This window comes from Nitrospira sp. KM1, assembly GCF_011405515.1.
GTDB lineage: Bacteria > Nitrospirota > Nitrospiria > Nitrospirales > Nitrospiraceae > Nitrospira_C.
This window is the reverse complement of sequence record NZ_AP022671.1, coordinates 4,291,043-4,314,235: the sequence shown is the minus strand read 5'-3', so window position 1 is coordinate 4,314,235 and position 23,193 is coordinate 4,291,043. Positions and strand designations below refer to the sequence as shown.

The following is a 23,193-nucleotide window of genomic DNA, read 5'->3' as shown; positions in this document are numbered from 1 at the left end:
ACCTATGACACCACAAGAAGCCCAGGCGTATTGCACCCAACTGACCAAAAGCAGTGGAAGCAACTTCTATTACTCATTTTTATTCCTGCCGGCCACAAGGCGAAACGCGATGTATACGGTGTACGCCTTCTGCAAAGCGGTGGATAGCGCGGTCGATGAGCCGACGCATGGAAGCGAACCCAAGGAGGAACTGCGCCGTTGGCGATCCGAGTTGGATGCGGTGTATCACGGGACGCCGACGTGGCCCATCATGATCAGCCTGGCTCACCATGTCAGGCGGCTATCGATTCCTCAAGCCTATTTTGAAGAGTTGATCAAAGGGGTCGAAATGGACCTCACCACAACACGTTACGAAACGTTCGACGCGCTTTCGCTCTACTGCTATCGCGTGGCGTCCGTCGTCGGTTTGATGTGTCTCCATGTATTCGGCGCCACCTCCGCCCACGCCCAGGACTATGCGGTTGACTTGGGAATGGCCTTTCAGCTGACCAATATTCTTCGCGACCTCGCAACTGATGCTGAACAAGGACGTGTCTACCTTCCCCTAGAGGATCTGGCGCGATTTCACTGCGGAGAGAGTGAACTGCTGGCCAAACAGCATTCTCCCGCTCTGCGTGAACTCGTCGCATTTGAAAGCGCCCGAGCGCGCCAGTACTACAAGAAAGCTCAAGCCGCCCTAGAGAGTTTGCCGCGCGCGGAACGGCGCGCGCTGACCGTTGCTGAGATCATGCGCGCCGTCTATTCGCGTATCCTCGAGCGGATCGAGCAGCCCGATCATCAAATATTCGGCCCACGAATACGCCTCTCGACCTCCAATCGATTGGCCCTCGCCGCCGGCGTTTGGGTGCAATCCAGATTCTCGTGACAGCTGCTCGACCACCATCCGTCGTGATCCTTGGAACAGGTCCATCGGGGCTCACCGCCGCATACCGGCTGGCCAGACACGGTCTGCACGTTACACTTCTTGAACAATCTTCGAGACTCGGAGGGGCGCTGACAGCCACGGATGGTCCTCCGGTCCCTGTCTTGGGTTGTCATCGTGCGACCCGCAAACTCCTGCAAGGTCTTGGCTCCATTTCGGAATTACATCCTGCGACGAATCTCTCGCTGGAACTGCAACTGCCGGACCGTCGGGTCGTTTCGTATCCGCGCGGATGGTTCCCCCGCCCTCTCAATACCGTATTCTCGTTGGGGCGTTTCAAAGGATTCTCGTGGCGGGAGAGATGGAACCTGCTGTCGTGGCTGGAACAACTCTGGGAAGGCACTCTCGAACTCACTCCAGACCTGGAACATCGCACGGCCAGGGATTGGTTAAATTCGCTTGGAATCGATCAGGCATCACAGCAAGCGGTATGGAATCCTGTCGCCTACTGGCTCACCGGCAGCGATCTCGATACACTCTCTGGAGACGCATTGGTGACGGCCTGCACGCCATTTTTTCTGGGGACGGCATCAGACCGGCGGATCACCGTCTTCGAAGAGCCGTGGACATCGCTACTCGTTGAACCTATTTTGATCGGCCTCCAAGAGGCGGGGGCCACCGTGCGGCGAGAGACCCGGGCCATAGAAGTCCTGCATGATCACCATCATGTCGGCGGCATTCGCACCGCCGACGGAACCGTCTTCCGTGCAGACTGGTATATCTCTGCACTTCCCCATCACCACCTCACTCCTCTTCTTCCTGAACGGTGGCTGACCCGCTATGCGTATTTTCAACAGATCAGCGAACTGAGCTCACGATCCTGTTCGTTTGTTCGCATCCATGTCCGACAAGCCTTGTCCGGCCCGCGCTTCATTCTTCTGCCCAATGAATCATTTCGATGGGTATGGGGAAGACCCAATGGAATAGAAGATAGTATATTTTCCGGACTGCTCACACACCCGTTCGCCGAGATCGGCGATCTGGAAGCCGCCGCTGTATCCTTGCTTCGTTCGTTGGTCCTGTTAGACGCCGAGCGGAACATCGGTTTTATCACACAGGAACATCGGACTGATTCATATCTTTCACTGCATCCCGGCACGAAGACCCGGCGGCCGATCGCACAAAGCCCGATCGCGAATTTTCTTCTTGCCGGTTCATGGACCGACACCGGCTGGCCGACGAACATGGAAAGTGCGATTGAAAGCGGAGAACGGTGCGCTGACGCCCTCATCCGTCAGCTACCCTCTTGAGGCCCGCCGGTCAATACCATCGCAATGCCCTGCGCCTATCGTCCTCACCAAGTCTCGTGCGGATTGACATGCCCGTTGCCTGCTCCGTAAGATGCAATCGCTTTCAGCAACTGTACGAACATGTCACTCATCGAACTTGCAAAATCACTCCACAATTGTCAGCGGTGCAAACTTTCGGCTTTGGGTCGCTCCCAGGTTGTGTTCGGAGTCGGAAATCCCCATGCCAGCATCATGTTTGTCGGAGAGGCGCCAGGATTCAACGAAGATCAGAAGGGTGAACCGTTCGTCGGGGCAGCCGGCAAGCTGTTAAATGATCTCCTGCTGTCAGCTGGATTGTCACGCGACCAGATCTACATTGCCAATGTCATCAAATGCCGCCCACCGAATAATCGGGATCCCGAACCTGACGAAGTGGAAACATGCAAACCCTTCCTGCTTCAGCAGATTCAATTGATCCGACCTAAGCTAGTCTGCACACTCGGAAACTGGGCCACGCAAACCCTGCTGGAGCGAAAAGTCGGCATTACGAAAGTCAAAGCGCAGGCATTTTACATGAAGGACTTCGTGATCTTTCCCCTGCTACATCCGGCCGCGGCTCTGCACCAGGGCAATCTGCTCGATACACTGAAAGAAGATTTCAAGAAATTGAAGGAGTTTCTCGACCGCCACTCCCAACCGGTCAATCCAGAATCCACCTCGCCTGCGCCGCCAGCCCTCAACATCGAAGCACCGCAGCCGGCACAGATGGATTTGTTCGGATCTTAACAGGCCGGAATTCGGTATGTTTCAGGGAAAGCCCATTTTCAAACCTGAAATCTGTTCCTACCAGGGAAGTACTGCAACAGGCGGCATTCGGGACCGAATCCGGCAAGAAGCAGGATACGCGTCAGGCAACGGCTAGGCTTTTGTTTCGGTCGCCGATGAGACGTTGGGATCTTTGGTTGCGCCGTCCCCTTCTTCGGAGACTGTGTCTTCTTCCGGCACGTCGAACCATTGCACCAACATCTCCTCCCACCAGGCTTCATCAACCTCTGGGCCAGGATCGCTGCCCAGAAAAGAGACGTCATCCTTCGTGACAGATGAATCGATGTCGGTCGGCTGATACTTGGCGCGGTCAATGATTTCCTTGGTCGCAAATCCTCCGACGATCCAGGAGTCCGGGTCGGCGCGGCGTGACTTGTAAGCCTTGAGGCCCAACTTGAAGTAGACAAAGATGTGTTGCTGAATCGGATCCCCCACCCCGGACTGCGGCAGGCTCAGCGTCTTCTCGATCCTTTTTCTCCAATGCCGGTCGTCGTACCGTGAGGTAATGAGTTGGAGCATTTTCTTTCCTGCATCGACATCGAGCGGCATGTGTATCTGTGCTCCTCTCCTCGATTTGCTAAAAACGCCTTCCGGCAACTTCGGTGAATCAGTCGAATTCCGGTGCGCCTAACTTCCCGCAACCATCATTTCTGCGAGTTTGAGCGTCGGACTCGCGATTCGGCCACGGAAGACCAAATCACTTCCAACTAATTCGATGTCCCTCAGCATCTGCTTGAGATTGCCGGCAATCGTAATTTCCTCGACCGGATAGGCCAGCTCACCATTTTCAATCCAATATCCGCCGGCACCCCGAGAATAGTCCCCGGTTACCATATTGATGCCGAATCCAATGAGTTCGGTCACATAGAGGCCGTCCTTGACGGTGCCGATGATCTCCTGCGCATTGTGCATTCCCGGTGTCATGTAGAAATTCGTCGGCCCGGCTGACGGGCTTTCCCCCACACTACGCGATGCGTTGCCGGTCGAAGACAGCCCTAGCTTTCTGCCGGAATATGAGTCGAGCAAATAATTCTTCAACACACCCCGGTCGATGATCGTATTTTTTTTGGTGGCCAGCCCCTCGCCGTCGAAGGGTCTCGACCCGAGCCCCCCGACCATCCGGCCATCGTCGTACACCGTCACGTATTCTGGCGCGATGGTCTGCCCCAGTTGTCCCGACAGAAACGATGCGCCCTTATATAATGAATAGCCCGACAGGGCGCTGCAGAGATTCCCCAACAGGCTTCCGGCCATCTCCTGATCGAATACCACTGGCACACGCGTCGTCCCGACCTTTCTCGCCCCCAGCCGCCGAAGCGTGCGACGTGCCGCCTCAACTCCGACCGATTCAGGCGTGTCCAGCTTGGAAAACTTTCGCTGAACGGCATACCACGCATCGCGCTGCATGGCACCTGTTGCGGGATCTGATGCAATCGGCGACACGGAAAGTGAGTAACTCGAACTCCTGTATGCACCGATGAACCCGTGACTATTCCCCAACACGACCCGCCCGGCAGAGGAATCGAAATCCGCCCCCTCAGAATTCGTAATCCGCTCATCCGCCGACATGGCCGCCTCTTCCGCTCGCTTTGCCAATTCAATCTGCCGGTCCGTATCCAGTTTGGTCGAATCGAAAAGGTCGAGGTCGGGCGGATCTCCGGCCATCATCGCAGCCTCCGGCAGTCCGGACATCGGGTCTTCGATGACCGCCTTCGCCAGAGCACAGGTCTGGACGACGAGTTGACTTAATGAATCGATCGAAAAATCGGAAGTCGATGTGCAGGCCGATTGTTTTCCCACGAAGACTCGCAAACCGAGACGCTTCTCGCGTGCCTTGCTTAATCGATCAACCATGCCCAGCCGTACTTGCACCGAGAGGCTTTCGCCGTCCGCAATGACGACATCCGCTTCCGTTGCGCCGCTCGCTTTTGCTTTGGCAAGCACATCTGCGGCCAGATCAGTGAATCGTTGATGCGGTGCTATGTCGTTCACGTGTCGTCCTAGGTTTGCTGTGTCCCACCCACTGTAATTTCGTCAATGCGGATGGTCGGCAGCCCGACTCCGACAGGAACGGATTGCCCTTCTTTCCCGCACGTGCCGATGCCTTCGTCCAATTTGAGGTCATGGCCGACCATGGAAACTTTCGTCAGGATCTCCGGACCGCTCCCAATCAGCGTTGCGCCTTTCACCGGCTTAGTAATTTTCCCACCTTCGATCAGATAGGCCTCACTCGCCGAAAACACAAATTTCCCGTTTGTGATATCCACCTGGCCCCCGCCAAACGAGACGGCATAGAGCCCCTTGTCCACCGATCTGATGATGTCTTCCGGATTCGAATCTCCGGCCAACATGAAGGTATTGGTCATTCGCGGCAGCACGATACTCTGATAACTTTCCCGTCGTCCATTCCCGGTCACGGGAATTCCCATCAGCCGTGCATTCAATTTATCGGTGATATAGCCCCGAAGAATGCCCTTGTCAATGAGCACGGTCCTGCTCGTCGGCGTGCCTTCATCGTCCATATTCAGTGAACCACGACGGCCCGGCAACGTCCCATCGTCGACGATCGTGCAGACATCAGATGCCACCCGTGTCCCTAACAGATTCGAAAATGCCGATGTCTTTTTCCGATTAAAGTCAGCTTCAAGACCGTGCCCGATCGCTTCATGAAGGAGGATACCGGGCCATCCACCGCCCAGGACCACGGGCATGACACCTGCCGGTGCTTCGACGGCTGAAAGGTTCAAGATAGCCGCCCTGGCCGCCTCTCTAGCGTAATTCAGGTAACGGTCTCCTTCGCGATAGAACGCAAACCCTAACCGGCCTCCGCCACCGAAGGATCCAACCTGTCGATTCCCATTTTCCTCGGCAATACACGTGACTTGGAGACGTGACAACGGCTGCACATCCCCGATCATGGTCCCTTCACTCGTGGCAACCAGCACAATCTTGTACTCTGTATTGAACGAGGCCATGACGTTCTTGATCCGTCGATCATATCGCCTCGCCTCGACATCAATGGCATTGAGAAGCTCGACTCTGTCGGTCGTCGAGATATCGATCTGCCCCTGGGGAACCGGATACAGGTCTCGCTTCGGTTTGGCATGTACAGGGACCGGAACCGTTACATTCCCCGCTGGAGATTTGGCAATATACCGGGCCGTATCGGCCGCGATTTCCAAGTCTTGCTTGGTCAATTCGTCAGAGTACGCGAACCCGGTTTTTTCCCCTGCCGTGGCGCGCACACCTACTCCCTGAGAAATGCTTCTGGTGGCTCGTTTCACCAGCGACTCCTCCATGGACACCGACTCGGTGATGCAGGACTCGAAGTAGAGGTCTGCGTAATCGACGTCGTGTACTTTTACACGCTCCAGAGCGCCGCGCACCTCGGTTTCGGTCACTTTAAATGTATCCAAGGAGATCAGTTCAGACATATCACAATAGTTTAGCTTTGATGTTTAACGTGGTGAGGGATTAGTATTTCTCGGCTAGGTTCGTTGTATCGAAAATGAGTATAACTGATTCCTTTCGCTCGCTGCAATGGCAAGAACATCCAACTCTTCGCTTTTCCAGGGAATTTACGAAATTTCGTTTGACTTTCGCAGTGACGATCATTAGACTTTCCCTACCTGCCGTACGCACTTCATTGAAAGGGTCACTACCAAGCAACGCCTTATGAACATGAGACTTCCCGATTCGGGTACAGATCAGCCCTCCGAAGCGGAACTTACCGCAAAACTCGACCCGGACCTCCTTCCAAAACATGTTGCAATCATCATGGATGGGAATGGACGGTGGGCGGAAGCCCGGAGTCTTCCACGGATCGCCGGACACCGAGAAGGAATAAAATCCGTTCGAGAAGCGATCACGATATGTCTGGAATTGGGTATTCCGGCATTGACCATTTATGCCTTTTCTCAAGAAAATTGGAACCGACCGGCACCGGAAATTAACTCGCTGATGGGTCTGCTCGAACATTATCTGTCTACAGAGCGGAACAAATTGATCGAACAAGGCGTCCGCTTTAGAACCATCGGGCGTACGGAATCACTTCCAACATCGGCTTTACAGTGGGTGCGTGCGGCGGAGCATGAAACCGCCCACCTCGATAAATTGCATTTGACCGTGGCTCTCAGCTATGGCGGTCGCGCTGAAATCGTCGACGCCATTCGCGGTATCGTGCGGGAAGCTTATGATCGGAAAATGCAGGCTGACGACATCGACGAATCACTCGTTCACCAATTCTTGTATACCCACGATCTCCCAGACCCCGACCTCTTGATTCGAACGAGCGGTGAAACTCGCATCAGCAATTTCCTCCTTTGGCAACTGGCCTACACCGAACTGTACTTCACGCCTACGCTCTGGCCGGATTTCCGCAGACGAGAGATGCTCTTGGCATTGATCGAGTTTCAGGGTCGGGAGCGCCGTTTCGGACGGGTATTCACCAGCCTGTCCTCATAAACCGACCACCGGAACATTATATGCTGGAGTATGGTGCCGCCAACCCCGAACCGATTCCCGTGACCACCAGCACATCACGATTTGATCCACGCCGCGTGTATACGGCTCTGATTCTCGCCCCGCTCGTCTACGTGGCCATTCGATATTTTCCGCCCCTGGCATTCTCAGCGTTCGTGCTGGCCCTCGGCTCCGTCGCATTACTTGAGTTTTATCGTCTGGCTCCTTCTCTGCACCATGACCGATGGTTCGTTGCGGTTGGCCTTCTCGGATTCGGAGCGCTCATTGTGGAGCCGCTCCGTCCCGGACTGCTCATTCATGTTGTGCTGGGAACCGTCGTGGTGCTCTTGTCTCTTCCAATTGCGCTCCGTGCGGCTCTAGATGATGCTCTCAAGAACGCAGCGGTAGTCCTTCTCGGAGTCTTCTATCTGGGTAGCACCCTCGGGTTCACCGTACAGACAAGATTGCTCCCCGGAGGTGAATGGCTGATTTTCTTTCTTTTACTTGTGACCTGGGCAGCCGATACCGGAGCGTATTATGCCGGCACACTCTTTGGTCGCCATCGACTTGCTCCGAGAATCAGTCCCAAAAAATCCGTTGAAGGGCTGATGGGAGGACTTCTTATTGCGGTTGTTGTGGCGTTTCTTTCCCGCTGGTGGTTTTTGCCCGGCCTTTCGGCAACTCACTGCGCTGTGCTTGGAATTCTGCTGACGATGGCAGGATTGTGGGGAGATTTGGCTGAATCCGCGTTGAAGCGGAGCGTCGGGGCGAAGGATTCCGGAGGCGTACTCCCGGGCCACGGTGGGATGCTGGATCGTCTCGACAGTCTCTTGTTCACCGCCCCGGCTTTTTACTACTATGTGACTCTGGTGGCTGGACCAGAGGCATACTCCTGAGGACACAATCATGAAGACTCTCGTCATACTGGGTTCAACTGGATCGATCGGGACAAATACCCTCGACATCGTCAATCGTTTTCCTGAAGCCTTCCGGGTCATCGGAATGACTGCAGGAAGCAACGACGAGCTGATTGAAGAGCAAATTCGGCATTTCAAGCCGAGGGTCGTCGCACTCTCGAATGCGGCAGCCGCTAAACGATTGCGACACCGATGCGGTGATGTCCCGGTCGAAATCCTTTCCGGTCAGGAAGGTCTTGTCCAAGTGGCTTCCGTTTCCGAAGCCGAGTTGGTAGTGTCGGCCATCGTCGGCGGCGCCGGCCTCGTCCCCACCCTGGCAGCTATTCGAAGCGGAAAACATGTCGCGTTGGCCAATAAGGAACCCATGGTTATGGCGGGCCAGCTCATGCAGTCAGAGGCGAGACGCCTCGGGGTCAGAATTTTCCCCGTGGATAGCGAACATAGCGCCATTTTCCAATGTCTTGAAGGACACCGAGTTGAAGATGTTCGCCGCCTGATCCTGACCGCATCCGGAGGCGCGTTGTGGCCACTCACCAAGGAACAACTTCACGACGTGACTCCCGAGCGGGCTCTGCAACATCCGAATTGGAAGATGGGATCCAAGATCACCATCGACTCGGCCACCCTCATGAACAAAGGACTGGAGGTCGTTGAGGCCCGATGGCTCTTCGATATTCCCGATCCACAGATCGAGGTGCTCGTCCATCGCGAAAGCATTATCCATTCTCTGGTAGAATACGAAGATCGCTCCATGATCGCGCAACTGGGACTTCCGGATATGCGGACGCCGATTTCATATGCCATGCGCTACCCCGAACGCTTGCCGCTGAACCTCCCATCCCTCAATCTTGCTGACATCGGATTACTATCCTTCTGTAAGCCTGACCATGACCGTTTTCCGTGTCTGAATCTGGGTTACGAGTCTCTCAGAATCGGCGGAACCATGCCTGCGGCCATGAATGCGGCGAACGAAATTGCCGTCGATGCCTTCTTAAATGGAGGAATTCGTTTTACCGCCATTCCTGACATCATTCGTAGTACGATGGATGCTCATCACCCGGTCGAAGTCGACACGGTGGAATCGGCACTCGAGGCCGACCGCTGGGCTCGAGAGAAGGCGGAGTCACTGGTGCTGTCCTTGGCACACTGACGACCAACAGGGAGTAACACGTGTTAAATGCACTGACATGGTCTCCAGACAGTCTGTGGTTGCTGTTGCAGAAAGCTTGGTGGTTCCTCGTCGTGCTTGGTGTCCTCGTCGCATTCCACGAATTGGGTCATTTTCTGGCTGCGCGATGGGTCGGGGTCAAAGTCCTGAAGTTTTCTTTGGGGTTTGGGCCCAAAATCTTTGGACGGCAGATGGGCGACACCGAGTATCTTGTCTCGGCCATTCCTCTCGGTGGATATGTCAAATTGTTTGGCGAAGACGAAGCAGAAGCGGTGACACCCGACGATCGGCGGCGTTCGTTTGTCCACCAGAACCTCTGGGGAAAGGTGCTGATTGTCGCGGCAGGCCCCGGCTTCAATTTCATTCTGGCCTATCTGATTTTTGCGGGCTGGCTGGCGACAGGCTCCCCGCTTTTCGTCCCGACGTTCAAGGATCTCAGCGCCGACATTGAGGCGATGGTTCCCGGATCTCCCGCAGATCAGGCGGGAATGCAAATCGGCGATCGGATTGTCAAAGTCAACGGACGGGACATTTCAACCAGGACCGAACTATTCGATTCCGTCGGCAAGAGCAACGGTCAGGCGATGACCATCGACATCCTCCGCGACGGACGTACGGTCGCGCTTACCGTCACACCGACGACCGCACCTGGTCATAGTGGAACGGCTGAGGATCCCGGTTACTATCTCGGGGTTGAAGAGACTCCGGCTGTTGTCACTTCCGTCATGCACGGATCCCCCGCGGCGACGGCCGGTCTACAGCCCGGTGATCGGGTCGTCACGATGAATGACCAACCGATCTACACCTGGTCTCAAATGACCGGCATGGTTAAAGAGCATCCGAATCAACCTCTCCGTATCGAAGTCCTCAGAGAAAGCCGTCGCCTCCCACTGACCGTCACTCCGGCGGCTGAAAAAACCACGGTCAATGGACGGTCAATCGAAGTGGGAAAGATAGGCATTTCCGGCCCCGGCCGTTCCGTCATGCGTTCCAGTAATCCCTTGGTGTCCCTGTACAACGGACTCGAGGCCACGTGGGGCTGGACGGAGTTGACGGCCATTGGCCTCTATAAAATGATCATCGGGGATATCTCCAGCAAGAATATCGGAGGACCGCTCACCATTGCCAACATCTCAGGCGAGGCCGCCTCGCAGGGCGTATCGAGCGTGATATTCCTGATCGCGATCCTGAGCATTAATCTTGGCGTACTCAACCTGCTGCCGATTCCGATCCTCGACGGCGGGCACTTGCTTTTCTTCCTGATCGAAGGCATTCTGCGCAAGCCGCTCGGAGAGCGGCAGCGGGAAATGGCCCAACAAGTCGGGCTTGTCCTGCTGGTCGGAGTGATGATCTTCGCGTTCTGGAACGACCTCGAGCGAATCTTCTTCTCTCACTGATATCCATGCGGACTTCAGAACTTCTTCTTCCTACCCTGCGGGAAGACCCGGGTGAGGCCGAGACCATCAGCCATAAACTGATGCTCCGGTCCGGCCTGATCCGTAAGGTGGCCGCTGGAATTTATACGTATCTTCCTCTCGGTCTTCGTATCATACGCAAGGTCGAGACGATCATCCGCGAAGAAATGAACCGCGCCGGAGCTCAGGAATTGTTGATGCCCGTGGCATCACCGGCGGAACTGTGGAAGGAGACCGGACGCTGGAATTTCTACGGAAAGGAATTGCTTCGGTTCAAAGACCGTCATGAACGGGACTTTTGTCTCGGTCCGACGCACGAAGAGGTCATCACGGACCTTTTCCGGCGCGAGGTCCGATCCTACCGCCAACTGCCGCTGAACTTCTATCAGATTCAGACGAAATTCCGTGATGAGATCAGACCGCGTTTCGGCTTGATGCGGGGCCGCGAATTCATCATGAAAGACGCGTACAGCTTTGACAGGGACGAGGCAGGCGCCCGCGTCAACTACCAGAAAATGTACGACGCCTACCATCGTATCTTTACGCGGTGCGGGCTGACCTTTCGTGCGGTCGAAGCCGACACGGGACTGATCGGAGGCACTTCCTCTCATGAATTCATGGTCCTTGCCGATACCGGCGAAGAAACCATCGTCTACAGTGAGACGGGCACCTATGCCGCCAATGTCGAACGTGCCGAAGTGCGTTCATCCGAGACGCCCGACGACCAAGCGATGCAACAGTTGCAATCCGTACAGACTCCGAACCGGAAGTCTGTGGAAGAGGTGGCCGGCTTTCTGAAGATGGGTCTTGATCGAGTCGTCAAGACGCTCCTGTATGCATCCGGCAAGGACCTCATCGCGGTACTCATTCGCGGCGACCACGAGGCAAACCATGTGAAACTCCAGCGGCTGCTCGGCGTGGCAGAACTGGAACTTGCCGGTCCAGCAACGGTTGAAAAGGTCACCGGAGCCCCGGTGGGATTCGCCGGACCTGTCGGCCTCAAAGGCATCCGAATCGTCGCCGATCATGCTGTCAAGTCCGCACGAAACGTGGTCGTGGGGGCCAATCAAGCCGACACACATTATGTCAATGCCAACTATGAGAGGGATTTTCACATCGATCAATTCGCCGACCTCCGAAACGCCAAAGCGGGAGATCTCTCCCCCGGCAACGACGGCGTCCTCAAGACGACAAAAGGAATCGAAGTCGGTCACGTGTTCATGTTAGGAACGAAGTACAGCGAAGCCATGAAAGCGACCTATCTCGATCCTGCCGGGAAGGAATGTCTGGCGGTCATGGGATGCTATGGCATCGGAGTGGGTCGCACGGCGGCTGCGGCGGTCGAACAGAACCATGACGACAAGGGCATTATCTGGCCGTATCCCATTGCTCCGTTCCATGTTCATCTCCTGTCGCTCGGACAGTCTGCGGCGGTCAGCGAGGCCGCCAGCCGTCTCTACTCGGAGCTGCAACGCGCCGGGCTTGAAGCGCTGTGGGACGACCGCGATGAGCGCGCCGGAGTGAAATTCAACGATGCCGACCTTATCGGCGCTCCGTATCAGGTCGTCGTGGGAGAGAAAGGACTGGCGGACGGATCCGTCGAAGTCAAATTGCGAAAGACCGGAGAAAAAATCAAGATCCCCGCCTCTGAAGTTGCTGTTCGGCTTAGCCAGCTGTCTGCATCCTTCAGTGACACCGCTTGCTCCTGAATCTTGAAGGCTCGCCTTCGACCCTCGACACGCCCGTTTGAATCGACCTTTTCCTTGCCTTCCATTTTCGATCGGATAGACTGAGTCTCAACTCTCCAACAATCGGGTTTTGGGTACGCGGCACGGTAGGAAAACCGTTTGCTCATCCCCGCGCAGAGACGTTAGAAGGTTCAAACGGAGCATTGTTCGTGCAATCCAAAGTTGTTCCCCAGAATCTTCAAGAATTGCAGCAGAAAGTGGAATTTGCCGAACACGTCAAACGCATTACCACCCAAATTCATGCGGCTGCAAATCTGGATCAAATCCTCCTCGATCTTCACAAAGACGTGCTGAGCCTGTTCGACGCCGAAGACCTGACCCTCTACGCCTTCGATTCGGAGAAAAAGGAGATCTTTTCGAAGGTTCCCCATATCGACACGGTTGAAGAGGTACGCATCCCGATCACCGAACAAAGCCTCGCTGGTTTCTGCGCCAAGTATCTGAGACCCGTCAATATCGCCGATGCCTATAACATCGTGGAGCTGCAAAGCGTCCACCCTTCGCTGCTTCACGACACTTCCTACGACAAGAAGACCGGATTCAGGACGAAACAGGTTCTCACCTATCCGATCGTTGCCGACAACAAGTACCTCATGGGCGTCCTGCAGCTGTTGAACAAGAAAAGCGGGAACCGCTTTACCCGTAAGGATGAAGAGTCGGTGGCGGAAATCGCCAAAGCGCTGGGAATCGCGTTCTTCAATCTCCGGAAGGTGGCGACCAAAAAGAATCCCACTAAATTCGATCTGCTGGTGACGAACAACCGGATCACGCAAAACGAACTGGATAACGCCGTCGCAGAGTCACGGAAGGGGACATCTGACCTGGAAACGATCTTGATCGAGAAATATAAGGTCCCCAAAGCCGACATTGGAAAATCGCTCGCCCAGTTTCACAAGTGCCCGTACATCGAATACAGCGAGCGCACGCTCGTGGATATCGAACTTCTTCGTAATCTCAACGTCGACTACCTCAAGAAGAATCATTGGATGCCATTGAAGCGCGACCGGACGGCGATCGAGATTCTGACTGATGACCCCGGTGATCTGGATCGTGTAGCGGACATCAAGCGGACATTTCCCGGCCTCAACATCCGGTTTGCCGTCAGTCTTCGGAGGGATATTGCCCAATATCTGGGATCGGCCACCGGTCAGAGCGAAACCGGCGGTCGGAAGCTCGACGAAAATGTCTCGGATATTCTCGGCGAACTGGTCACGGAAGCGCAAAGCGAAGCGATGGAAGAGTCCAACCTCGGCGGGGGCCTGGACGAAAATGACAGTGCGATCGTCCGCTTGGCCAATCAAATCATCGCCGATGCCTATAGACAGAACGCCTCGGATATTCATATCGAGCCCTACGGAGAAAAACGAGAAACGCTCGTGCGCTTCCGAGTGGACGGAGACTGTTTCGAATACATGAAGATTCCCCAAAGCTACCGACGGGCGATCGTGTCCCGCTTGAAGATCATGGCTAGCCTCGACATTGCGGAACGACGCAAGCCACAGGACGGCAAGATCAAGTTCAAGCTGACAGAAAACAAGGAAATTGAGTTGCGCGTCGCGACGATTCCCACCGCCGGATACAACGAGGATGTCGTTATGCGTATCCTGGCGGCAAGCGAACCGCTGCCACTCGATAAAATGGGTTTTTCAGATCGCAACTTGAAGGCCATCAAGGATATCGCCGAAAAGCCCTATGGGATCATCCTCTGCGTGGGTCCGACCGGATCCGGAAAAACGACTACCTTGCACTCGGTTCTGGGATACATCAATACCCCGGACATCAAAATCTGGACCGCTGAGGATCCCGTCGAAATCACCCAATACGGCTTGCGGCAGGTTCAAGTCCAGCCCAAGATCGACTTCACCTTCGCCAAGGCCATGCGCGCTTTTCTCCGCGCCGATCCCGATGTCATCATGGTCGGCGAAATGCGCGACAAGGAGACGGCCGAAATCGGCATCGAAGCCTCTCTGACCGGACACCTCGTCATGAGCACCCTGCACACCAACAGCGCGGTCGAAACCGTCACGCGACTGCTCGACATGGGCTGCGATTCCTTCAGCTTTGCGGATGCCATGTTGGGAGTGCTGGCGCAACGGCTGGCCCGTCGGATCTGTAAAGATTGCAAGGAACAGTATGTCGGCACCAAGGAAGAATATGAAGAGATCCGAATGGGATACGGTCCGGAATTATGGGACAAACTTGGCATTGCCCAGGACAGCGCGTTCAGATTGAGCCGCGGCAAGGGATGCGAGAATTGCAACCGGTCGGGATTCAAGGGCCGCGTGGCGCTTCACGAATTGCTCCTCGGCACCGACGCACTCAAGCGCATGATTCAAACCAAAGCCAAGACAGAAGAGATGGTCAAAGCCGCCATTGAAGACGGCATGACCACACTGATGCAGGACGGCATTCAAAAGTGCGTCTTGGGTCTGACGACCTTCAAGGAAGTCAAAGCCGTCGCTATTAAATAACTCCCGATATTAAGAATCACCGCGCACATTTGTGCCTCCTCGCCTGCACCGGACAAACCGGGCGCGCTCCCCTTTGACAGTGGCTCACGCAAGAACACTGAGTACTACCGAGCGGAGGGGGAAGCGGCCGCAACTGTGCGGGCAAGGAACTTTTGCAGGCGAGTTTCGGCAGATTGAGTCACCGTGACGAATTCCAGACCAAACACATGATCCCCTTGCCACCGTACCGTGGCATCCACGTTCATCGCCGCGACCTGTTGCGGCAACCGCAGACTCACTGCCAGTTCGTCTCCGGGGCTCATCCGAACAGGACTCATGATCCGAGCCCCTGCAAGCGATACATCGAATACGACTCCGCAGCCGGCCTTTTCTTCGGCAGCCCAGCGCGCCAGCCCTATCCGGATAAACGAACAGGAAAACGGGACAGTCACCCTGATACGCGGGTGACGACGTGATTCGATTCCGATATTCCGTTTGGGGTGCGTCATTGGTGCGGAACCATCCCACATAGCTGGCGAGCGGCCATGGCGTTATGTCGCAACAGCTGAACTCGTCGAAGCGATTGCCACGTATTTTTTTAGGCGGCTGTACGACGAGGGCGACAGCTTGGTAAATGCTAATCCGTAAAAACTATCCTTCGACCATCGTACGCGCGCTACGGCAATTTCCGCGGATTTGATTTGCTTAGGCAGGCGGAGGCTGATTGCGATTTCATCTCCAGGATGGATCACTGCTTCCGTACTTACCCGGGCACCACGTATTGACAGATCGTAGACGACCCCCAAATCGATCGTCGTGCGTCTCAGCCAACGGCGCGCACGGATCGGTGACAACGCGCACGTAAAGGGCGCGGCGATGCGAACACGCGGATGACGGCGGAAACGGTTGAGGCGAATTTCTCGAAGCGTCTCTCCTGCAAGCTCTTGGATATCCATGCTTCATAATCTATACGCTCCGCACCAATTGAGAAATTGATTTCTGCATTTTGACAGCCGACCACCTGCGAGATGCCCGGCCGGCTGGATCGCAAATATGCCCCCGCCCCGCGACGACCGATTACATTCCATGACAAGAAACTCTGCGGGACGAAGCATTGAAGCCGGGGATAGATTCACCCGGCCTCCCGGCAATTAATTCCTCTGGCGGGAAAACATTTCCTGCATCGATTCATACAATGCTCCCGCGTCATGGAATGTTACGCAACAGACCCGCTGGTCATGGCATGAATATTGAGTACGTACACATTCTAGTCGGACCCGTCGCGAGGCTACCGCATGACTTGGATCAACGGCATCTGGGAATTCCTCACCCGTGATTTTGCCATGGCTCATGGCTTCCACAGCCCGTTATTGAGCTGGCTGGGGGCTGTAGGCATTCTCGGCCTGTTCCTCTGGTATAGCGTCGGCCTCTTTCGCGGATGGGTGAAGGTTCATCAGGCATTCGATCGCACGTCGCCAGTTATTGGACGACTCGTCCACGAGCGGAAGGCCACCAGCAAGGAATGGATCGTGATCCCATCCCTGGCAAGAAAGCACGCTCCCGATCAACTCCAGGGCGGGAGGAGAGACTTGGATGATCTACAAGCACTGGACCGGGTGATGAGGTCGGAGCGGAGCTTTTCAGCGTCCTGGCTTTCCTACCGAAAATCGTTTTCAGTTGAACAACCGTCATGGTTCATTGAACCAACTGTCCACACCAGCAGGTCCGCCGGAGAATTCTTTTCCCTCGAGCAGATCTGCGCCGAGTCGCTGGATCTTCGCTTGGTCCAGCAGTTGCCATCCATCATCACTGGTATCGGACTGACATTCACGTTCTTGGCCATTCTGATCGGTCTCAGCAAGCTTCACGCGAACGGTTCACACATCGAGGGGATTCAGGGATTGATCAACGGATTGGCGGGAAAGTTCATCACGTCGATCGTCGGGCTCGCCTGTGCAAATATATTCTCGTTCTTGGAAAAATCTCTGTTTTCCAGACTGGCGACGGCGCATAGACAACTGCTGTCGATGTTGGACGAAATGTTCCCGCAAAAGGTCCATGATCACGGCGCACCGGTCTCGGCTCCCGCCGTCACCCATTCCGTCGCCGCCTCCATTCCCATGAAACACGATGCCTTTGGCCGACTGGCCGAATCACTCAGTCAACGGCTGGGGTCAACAGTCTCGGCATTGACGTCGGTGTCGGAAACACTGGCAGGCCTACACATCAAGCCTGAACCCGTGAACCACGATGAATTGGCGCGATCAATTGGCACTGCGATTCACAAAGAACTGACCTCAGCGCTGGCGCCATTACATGAGGCCATCAAGGGACTCTCCCACTCCCTCGATACGATCAGGAATGCCAATGCGCTTTCCGCCCCTGATATGGAGAATTTCATTGACCAAATCAAAGAGCGCGCCGATGAAACACCTCCGCAAGCCAAGATCGATGAATCGCGTGCTCAGGTATTTGATCGATTGAGCTGGATCCTCCCCCACTCCAGAACACGCACGACTCACGAGGCCGAAATCGAATGAACCGGATGTCGCCTCAAGACAGTCAGGCACCCAGCGATACCTTCACAAGCGGCATTACCGACCTCATGACCTCTCTGGCGGTCATCTTTATCCTCCTCCTGACGGCGTATGTCACTCGTGAAGAGACTTCGGCGACCAAAACCGACGAGCGCGTTCCCTCGATTTCGACCAGGCTCGAGGAACAGATGGAACCTCACCATTTGAATGTCGAGTCGGAGCCTGCCAATCCTAACATCCTGAGTGTCGTGATCCCCGATGCGATCCTCAATTTCGAATTCGGGAAAAGCACATTGATGCCCGCTGCCCACCGATTTCTTTCGGAGACGATGCCAAACTACGCGGCCATGATGTGCAGTGGAGAAGCGGCTGGCGTGGAATCCTTTGTCATCGAAGGTCATACCGATGACCTTGGCGACGACCTCCGTAATCTCAAACTTAGTCAGGATCGCTCCTTTGCAGTCATGGCCAAGGGGCTTGAAGTCATTCGTGAAACGATGCCATGGGCATACGAGTGCTTCCAGGAAAAGACCTCCGCGAACGGCAGAGGCAAACAAGACCTTCTCCGCTATAGGGATGGCACTGTCGATCGCGACAGCAGCCGGCGAGTCGTCTTCCGTTTTCATCTCCGTCACGTCTGACCGGCACCAACCGCCGCCCCCTCTTTTGGGGAGTATCGTCGGCACACTTTCCCAAGGTAGTTTTGCTTCCCACGCTTGCGCGACCTGCTAAACCCTCGTGGGGAGACCTGTGAATTTTCTACGATCCTTATCAAGAGTGACGGCCAGCGCGTGCCTGACTGTGCTTTTTCCACTGGTTTCATTTACCGCCGAGCAGGACGAGGCAAGAGAAACTGCCAGGTTGCTCGCCATTTTGTTGGACGCCGGCCGAGTCACCGTGGCCAACAATCAGGATCTGATTAATGACCCGACGAAAGCCGACAAAGGCTTTACCGCCGATGTCTTTACAAAACAAACGGCCGAGGAGTTCAACAGACGAACGGGACTTTCCCTTGAACAGATCGACGGTCAAAACATCCCGGAGATTGCCAAACCGCTGTTGGCCAGGCTTCTCGAGGAGAGCAAGAAAACCATCGACTCCCACCAGCCGGTCATCAATGTTCCCGGAATCCGATACAAGGGTTTGATCCCCGCGACATTCGGCACCGAAACGGCGGGCAGATTCAAAAATTGGTCCGGTGTGTATCTCAAACAGACGGCTCCGCAAGCTCTGGTACGAAATCCGAAGAACCTTCCTGATGAATATGAGTCGAATGCCCTCTCGCGGATCGCTGCGCAGGCTTTGGACATGAAAACTGACTCATTCTTGAGTGAGATCGTGGAACAGGACCAGGCGGTACGAGTGCTGCTTCCACTGTATTACACGAAGTCCTGCCTGACTTGTCATGGCCAGCCCAAAGGTGAACGCGATATGTCCGGCTATCCACGCGAAGGCGCTAAAGAAGGAGACCTTGGCGGAGCCATCAGCGTCAAGATTCCAATTCCATTGCACTAGTCTTGCTTAGCGAGAGTCCATTCGCGGTATTGGCTGATTCTTTTGCGTCTCATCCTTCCCTCGTCCATGTGCCGTCTCCAATATCAAAACCCAATCATTTCCACTCTCTATAATGCCGGGGGCATTGAAGGTGCCGGCGCGATCAATCTCGAACCGGCGGTCCTTCACCATTGATCCTGACCGAGGGTCGAACCACGATGCCCTCACAGGGCCAGCCAGCCGCCCAAGATCAACCGTGACACTGCCTCCCATCGGCAAATAGATGTACGCATAGCTGCTGTCCGGTGAACGGATCGCCCGCACATGATGCATTCCGGTGTGCGGGTCTGATTTGAGCAGTGCCTGATCGGGAGCGCTGGCGGGAGGTGAGCGCGATTCCATCAATTGTCGAATGTGCTGCATTTGTTCCGATGCGACGGCTTGCAATCCATCTCGCCAGTGCCCGATTTGTCCGTGATCAGAGCGTTCTCCCGGGACGTAGAAAATCTCCACATCGTTGTGCCCATACACAAATCCGACAGAGCCAGAAAAGATTGTCCAATAGGCTTTCCGACGTATGACGTCGGCTCCCACTCGCGGTCCGCGGCGCTCTCCATAAAAATTATCCGGTTTGGTATCATAGATCGACTCACCGTCCAGTACGGGCTTGACCGGACGAAGGTCATAGACCTTGTCGATCAGTTCATAGACCTCGTCGCAGCGGTTGCCACCTTCGCAAGACCACATGTGAGCATCAGCCATGTGTCCGGATTGCAACATATGGAAATCGAGCCAAGAGTCTTGCCCAAACTCCCGGGCGGATGTTCTGGCCGCTCCGGGATGAATCGTCATCAAATGTCTGCCTCCATGCCCCCGTTTGAGCCCTTCCGCCATGGCCACGAATAGCGCCCTCTGTGTCTCAGACAGGGTCGAATCGTAGTGATTGATGGAATCATATTCTCCGCTGATCACCCAGATCACGTTGTTACGATCTTTATACCGAGTCCCCAACCAGATTCCGAGCCGTCTGGCTTTTTCGGCATCGTCGTGAAATGCAGCGCTATACGACTCCCCCCACATGACCGTCAGGTCGACGTACAAGCCTTCCTGACCGGCCCGATCCACAATGAAATCGATCAAGTCCCAGTACGATGTCCGCGGTCGATCTGTGTCGTCCTCTAGAAACGGCGTTTCACGAAAGCTCATCCAAGGCTCATTGAAACCGCAATTGACTTGAATGACCGTAAACCGTTTGGCCCGTCGATCCGCAAGGTACTCCGTGATTTCGTCCCGAGAAAGTTTTGACAGAGACCACGCGGTGTCGCCCAACCAGAAAAATGCACGACCGTCCTGTTGCACGATAGAGTGTCCGTTCTCGCTGATAGCCAGTTGCGGCAATGGGGCGGCGGCGAGACACCATATCGCAGCCCATACCACTCCAATCACCGAGCCAATTTTCGCCTGTCCCGCTTTACAATACATGGGCATGAAGAACTCGCGCTCCGATTGATCAAGTCGTTCATCGCACCGATGCTCTTACGGCCGTTACATTTCTGACGAATGAGTGATCCGAGTTGCGTGTCATGTTATAGTTGACTTCCTGTCCATGAGAGTCACCGTCGTTTTAGGACTAGTCCAAGCCATCATCGCCTTGTGGCTTTCAGGTGCTGGTGCAGGCGATCAGGCATCCATATCCATAAGCAGCCAGGACAATAAGAAAGTGGGATCCGATCAGGGGCTGACGTTCGAGAATATCGGGAAGGGCTTGAAGAGCGCAACAAAGAATATCGAGGAAGAGATTCCGAAGATCGGCCCAGCCATCGGAAAGACGTTCAAACAGATAACAGGTCAGACATCAGGGGAGTCCAAGAAAGAGACGCCGGCTGAAACCAAGCCCGGACGACAATCCAAATGATCGCCTCATGTCGGAACGACTAGCACAAGATCATTGTTGAGATATGGATTACGTTGAGAGACCACGTATCGACGTGATATCCCCGGGACTGTACCGTCCCCTGGTTTTCCTGGCACTCCTGACGTTTCTCAACGCGTGCGCGACCTCTCCCAATGCGACCTCCCCTACACCGTCATGCCGCAAAGGAGAACGGCCCGCCATTACAGAGTCCCTCTATTTCGGACGGAACAAACCGGTGGGAACGGTTTCCCCCGAGGAATGGACTGCGTTCGTGAACAGAGTCGTCACTCCGGCATTCCCTGAAGGTCTCACGTCGTGGGCCGCCTCGGGACAATGGCGCCTAGGCGACGGAACAATTGATCGGGAAGATTCCTATGTGCTGCAGGTGGTTCACGATCAGACAGACGGACGGGATTCGACCATCCAGCAGATCGTTGCGAAGTATAAACAGGAATTCCACCAGGAAGCCGTGATGCGAATTCGTTCGTCAGCCTGCGTTTCCTATTGAACCCCCGGGCATTAGATTTAAGTTCATTCGCCTTCTCATGCCCTCGTTCCAGACGCGATCAGTGCAACGCATATAACACGCCTGTATCCCGCCGGACCACGTTGCCCGTATGTGGATAGAGACACCATGCCGACATCGTTCAAACCGACTGATGGCTGAGCGATGTCGGCGACAGCAGACAACGGTGGAACGATCAGATCACACCGCCATGCGATATACCCAGCGCGTGACATTCCGCTTGGCGTCAGCAACAGCCCTGGCCTCTCTCCTGGCGGCCGACATAACGAGACCTGTGAAAAAGATCGCGCCCAAGCCCACGACAGCCGCGAGAAGGTACGCGAAAGATACATCCGGGCTCGAAAGAGCGGCGAAGGTCACATTGCCTCCCTCGACCGTTGCAATCCCGTACGGCTCGACAGTCGGAGTGACGACATGGTGATCGACGCCGGAACGCGTAAGAGCCATCATAAGAGATCCGATCTGATATTGATTGACTGATTGCTCCGCCTCCACGGCGCTACCGGCTTGCACCAGATGCAGGATCGCGCCGCCCAGTCGTTCCTGAATGGAATCTGCTCGGCCGGCATAGCTCAATCCGGCTTCGATGATCTCGCGTCCCAATGCCGGTTGCCAGTTCGCTTCAAAGTCACGGTCGAGTTTGCCCTTCAGATTTTCCACTGATTCGATCACGACAAGATTGTAGTCAGACCGAGCATAGTCGGATGACAACACTCCACTGTGAACTCCCCGTTTGGTGAAATTGACTATGGAGCGCCCCATGATTGCCTGCACACGGGCCGCATGCGATTCCGGCATGGCCAGTGCACGTTTGGTGATAGATCCAAATGGCTCTTCAGCCGTTTGTACAAGGACTCTTTGATCCTGGACTGCATGATCCCATTCAGCCGACGCGGCTGCAATCAGGTGTCGGGACCGCTGTTCAATGCTGGTGTGTTCTACAATAGCTTGTCCAAGTGCCGGTTGCAGCCACAGCATTCCCCCGTTCTCGTCTTGAGGTCCTTGACCCATTGCGGTTCCGGGAGCGGCAATCATGAACGACCCACTGACCGACAGAAACAACAAGAGCGCACCGAAGACAATCGCACACATCCCCACCCCCACTGCCATGTCGATCCTGCTATATCGGTAAGACATAATGACCTCCTTCGTAAATTGAGGCCTGGGCGCAGCTTCGTCCGCGACGGACGACATTGTGATTAAGCTTGAGACCATCACTTGCTATCCGGCCGAATCAGTTCCCCATGCAATACCTGTCATCACTGGAGAATATAAAAGCAATAAAGCGACGCGCAAATCGAGAGTTGCGAAGTGTGAGGAGGATGACTGCAGGAGGAAAATGAATTTGGCTTGTCGCCATAGGACACCACCCCTCGCGTGAGGTGGTCCGGTGCATCATTTTCAGCGTACGCCCCCATGATTTCTGTGGTCAAGTATCATTATGCTTACGATTTGCCCCACGATGATTCGTATTTGTCTATGGAGGTGCTAATGAGACATCCTGTCTCTTGAGGGACAAGTTGCTGTCCCAAGTTCTGCGATTTCAAAGTTACAATCACGCTACTTTTCAATGCTTCTCATTCAAG

21 protein-coding genes are annotated in these 23,193 nt (G+C 55.1%); 14 read left to right on the top strand and 7 right to left on the bottom strand.

All coding sequences use genetic code 11. The features are described from left to right. Positions 1–4 precede the first annotated feature (4 nt). The 3 genes from hpnD (at position 5) to W02_RS20395 (ending at position 2,937) form a co-directional block, all read left to right on the top strand. Positions 5–865 (top strand): presqualene diphosphate synthase HpnD, encoded by an 861-nt coding sequence (gene hpnD / locus W02_RS20405; RefSeq protein ID WP_173051093.1) that lies wholly within the window; start codon positions 5–7, stop codon positions 863–865. Beyond that, positions 862–2,172 carry an FAD-dependent oxidoreductase gene (locus W02_RS20400; RefSeq protein WP_173051091.1) on the top strand — a complete coding sequence of 437 codons (1,311 nt, stop codon included), beginning with the start codon at positions 862–864 and terminating at the stop codon, positions 2,170–2,172. Before hpnD ends, W02_RS20400 begins: the two co-directional genes overlap by 4 nt. 120 nt (positions 2,173–2,292) lie before the next feature. Further along, on the top strand, positions 2,293–2,937 hold the full coding sequence (locus tag W02_RS20395; RefSeq protein WP_173051089.1) for a uracil-DNA glycosylase: 645 nt from the start codon (positions 2,293–2,295) through the stop codon (positions 2,935–2,937). 132 nt (positions 2,938–3,069) lie between these two features. Here W02_RS20395 and W02_RS20390 read toward each other — a convergent pair whose 3' ends face one another. From W02_RS20390 to tldD, 3 genes are all read right to left on the bottom strand, one after another. Then, positions 3,070–3,525, bottom strand: coding sequence for a hypothetical protein (locus W02_RS20390; protein WP_173051087.1), 456 nt, complete (start codon positions 3,523–3,525; stop codon positions 3,070–3,072). A 78-nt stretch (positions 3,526–3,603) separates the two neighbouring features. Beyond that, entirely contained in the window at positions 3,604–4,968 is a 1,365-nt protein-coding gene (locus W02_RS20385; protein ID WP_173051085.1) for a TldD/PmbA family protein, read from the bottom strand. Positions 4,969–4,976: 8 nt separating this feature from the next. After that, positions 4,977–6,410, bottom strand: a complete 1,434-nt coding sequence (tldD, locus tag W02_RS20380) for a metalloprotease TldD (RefSeq protein WP_173051083.1) — start codon at positions 6,408–6,410, stop codon at positions 4,977–4,979. A 247-nt stretch (positions 6,411–6,657) separates the two neighbouring features. On the opposite strand from tldD, the gene W02_RS20375 reads away from it, so the two are divergent. The 6 genes from W02_RS20375 to W02_RS20350 all read left to right on the top strand — a co-directional run bounded on the left by W02_RS20375 (position 6,658) and on the right by W02_RS20350 (position 15,156). Continuing rightward, positions 6,658–7,440 (top strand): isoprenyl transferase, encoded by a 783-nt coding sequence (locus W02_RS20375; RefSeq protein WP_173051571.1) that lies wholly within the window; start codon positions 6,658–6,660, stop codon positions 7,438–7,440. A gap of 20 nt (positions 7,441–7,460) precedes the next feature. Then, positions 7,461–8,333: a phosphatidate cytidylyltransferase gene (locus W02_RS20370; protein ID WP_173051081.1), complete on the top strand. Its 873-nt coding sequence runs from the start codon at positions 7,461–7,463 to the stop codon at positions 8,331–8,333. Between the two features lie 10 nt (positions 8,334–8,343). Beyond that, complete coding sequence (locus W02_RS20365) at positions 8,344–9,504, top strand: 1-deoxy-D-xylulose-5-phosphate reductoisomerase (protein WP_173051079.1); 1,161 nt, start codon at positions 8,344–8,346, stop codon at positions 9,502–9,504. Positions 9,505–9,524: 20 nt separating this feature from the next. Next, positions 9,525–10,919 carry an RIP metalloprotease RseP gene (rseP, locus tag W02_RS20360; RefSeq protein WP_173051078.1) on the top strand — a complete coding sequence of 465 codons (1,395 nt, stop codon included), beginning with the start codon at positions 9,525–9,527 and terminating at the stop codon, positions 10,917–10,919. A 5-nt stretch (positions 10,920–10,924) separates the two neighbouring features. Continuing rightward, positions 10,925–12,646 carry a proline--tRNA ligase gene (locus W02_RS20355; protein ID WP_173051076.1) on the top strand — a complete coding sequence of 574 codons (1,722 nt, stop codon included), beginning with the start codon at positions 10,925–10,927 and terminating at the stop codon, positions 12,644–12,646. Between the two features lie 188 nt (positions 12,647–12,834). Continuing rightward, positions 12,835–15,156, top strand: coding sequence for a GspE/PulE family protein (locus tag W02_RS20350; protein WP_173051074.1), 2,322 nt, complete (start codon positions 12,835–12,837; stop codon positions 15,154–15,156). Between the two features lie 104 nt (positions 15,157–15,260). Here W02_RS20350 and W02_RS20345 read toward each other — a convergent pair whose 3' ends face one another. Both W02_RS20345 and W02_RS20340 read right to left on the bottom strand, forming a co-directional pair. Then, complete coding sequence (locus tag W02_RS20345; RefSeq protein ID WP_173051072.1) at positions 15,261–15,644, bottom strand: PilZ domain-containing protein; 384 nt, start codon at positions 15,642–15,644, stop codon at positions 15,261–15,263. A gap of 42 nt (positions 15,645–15,686) precedes the next feature. Beyond that, a complete protein-coding gene (locus W02_RS20340) occupies positions 15,687–16,091 on the bottom strand; it encodes a PilZ domain-containing protein (RefSeq protein ID WP_173051071.1) in 405 nt (134 codons plus the stop codon). Positions 16,092–16,430: 339 nt separating this feature from the next. On the opposite strand from W02_RS20340, the gene W02_RS20335 reads away from it, so the two are divergent. From W02_RS20335 to W02_RS20325, 3 genes are all read left to right on the top strand, one after another. After that, on the top strand, positions 16,431–17,675 hold the full coding sequence (locus W02_RS20335; protein ID WP_173051069.1) for a hypothetical protein: 1,245 nt from the start codon (positions 16,431–16,433) through the stop codon (positions 17,673–17,675). Then, a complete protein-coding gene (locus W02_RS20330; protein WP_173051067.1) occupies positions 17,672–18,313 on the top strand; it encodes an OmpA family protein in 642 nt (213 codons plus the stop codon). Before W02_RS20335 ends, W02_RS20330 begins: the two co-directional genes overlap by 4 nt. A gap of 109 nt (positions 18,314–18,422) precedes the next feature. Further along, positions 18,423–19,187, top strand: coding sequence for a DUF3365 domain-containing protein (locus W02_RS20325; RefSeq protein ID WP_173051065.1), 765 nt, complete (start codon positions 18,423–18,425; stop codon positions 19,185–19,187). A gap of 6 nt (positions 19,188–19,193) precedes the next feature. Here W02_RS20325 and W02_RS20320 read toward each other — a convergent pair whose 3' ends face one another. Beyond that, the gene (locus W02_RS20320) at positions 19,194–20,654 is read right to left on the bottom strand and encodes a glycoside hydrolase family 140 protein (RefSeq protein WP_173051063.1); all 1,461 of its coding nucleotides are present in this window, start codon (positions 20,652–20,654) and stop codon (positions 19,194–19,196) included. Positions 20,655–20,772: 118 nt separating this feature from the next. Between W02_RS20320 and W02_RS20315 the strand changes: the two genes are divergently transcribed. Next, positions 20,773–21,081 (top strand): hypothetical protein, encoded by a 309-nt coding sequence (locus W02_RS20315; protein ID WP_173051061.1) that lies wholly within the window; start codon positions 20,773–20,775, stop codon positions 21,079–21,081. Positions 21,082–21,124: 43 nt separating this feature from the next. Continuing rightward, positions 21,125–21,589, top strand: a complete 465-nt coding sequence (locus W02_RS20310; RefSeq protein ID WP_173051059.1) for a DUF3574 domain-containing protein — start codon at positions 21,125–21,127, stop codon at positions 21,587–21,589. A 198-nt stretch (positions 21,590–21,787) separates the two neighbouring features. On the opposite strand, the gene W02_RS20305 is transcribed toward W02_RS20310, so the two are convergent. Further along, the gene (locus W02_RS20305) at positions 21,788–22,744 is read right to left on the bottom strand and encodes a hypothetical protein (RefSeq protein WP_173051057.1); all 957 of its coding nucleotides are present in this window, start codon (positions 22,742–22,744) and stop codon (positions 21,788–21,790) included. Positions 22,745–23,193 lie beyond the last annotated feature (449 nt).

Excerpts from the sequence above, each read along its gene's own strand:
- hpnD (WP_173051093.1), top strand. The coding sequence starts at position 5 with ATGACACCACAAGAAGCCCAGGCGTATTGCACCCAACTGACCAAAAGC.
- W02_RS20395 (WP_173051089.1), top strand. The coding sequence starts at position 2,293 with ATGTCACTCATCGAACTTGCAAAATCACTCCACAATTGTCAGCGGTGC.
- W02_RS20390 (WP_173051087.1), bottom strand. The coding sequence starts at position 3,525 with ATGCCGCTCGATGTCGATGCAGGAAAGAAAATGCTCCAACTCATTACC.
- tldD (WP_173051083.1), bottom strand. The coding sequence starts at position 6,410 with ATGTCTGAACTGATCTCCTTGGATACATTTAAAGTGACCGAAACCGAG.
- W02_RS20375 (WP_173051571.1), top strand. The coding sequence starts at position 6,658 with ATGAGACTTCCCGATTCGGGTACAGATCAGCCCTCCGAAGCGGAACTT.
- W02_RS20370 (WP_173051081.1), top strand. The coding sequence starts at position 7,461 with ATGCTGGAGTATGGTGCCGCCAACCCCGAACCGATTCCCGTGACCACC.
- W02_RS20365 (WP_173051079.1), top strand. The coding sequence starts at position 8,344 with ATGAAGACTCTCGTCATACTGGGTTCAACTGGATCGATCGGGACAAAT.
- W02_RS20355 (WP_173051076.1), top strand. The coding sequence starts at position 10,925 with ATGCGGACTTCAGAACTTCTTCTTCCTACCCTGCGGGAAGACCCGGGT.
- W02_RS20345 (WP_173051072.1), bottom strand. The coding sequence starts at position 15,644 with ATGACGCACCCCAAACGGAATATCGGAATCGAATCACGTCGTCACCCG.
- W02_RS20340 (WP_173051071.1), bottom strand. The coding sequence starts at position 16,091 with ATGGATATCCAAGAGCTTGCAGGAGAGACGCTTCGAGAAATTCGCCTC.
- W02_RS20335 (WP_173051069.1), top strand. The coding sequence starts at position 16,431 with ATGACTTGGATCAACGGCATCTGGGAATTCCTCACCCGTGATTTTGCC.
- W02_RS20330 (WP_173051067.1), top strand. The coding sequence starts at position 17,672 with ATGAACCGGATGTCGCCTCAAGACAGTCAGGCACCCAGCGATACCTTC.
- W02_RS20320 (WP_173051063.1), bottom strand. The coding sequence starts at position 20,654 with ATGCCCATGTATTGTAAAGCGGGACAGGCGAAAATTGGCTCGGTGATT.
- W02_RS20315 (WP_173051061.1), top strand. The coding sequence starts at position 20,773 with ATGAGAGTCACCGTCGTTTTAGGACTAGTCCAAGCCATCATCGCCTTG.
- W02_RS20310 (WP_173051059.1), top strand. The coding sequence starts at position 21,125 with ATGGATTACGTTGAGAGACCACGTATCGACGTGATATCCCCGGGACTG.
- W02_RS20305 (WP_173051057.1), bottom strand. The coding sequence starts at position 22,744 with ATGTCTTACCGATATAGCAGGATCGACATGGCAGTGGGGGTGGGGATG.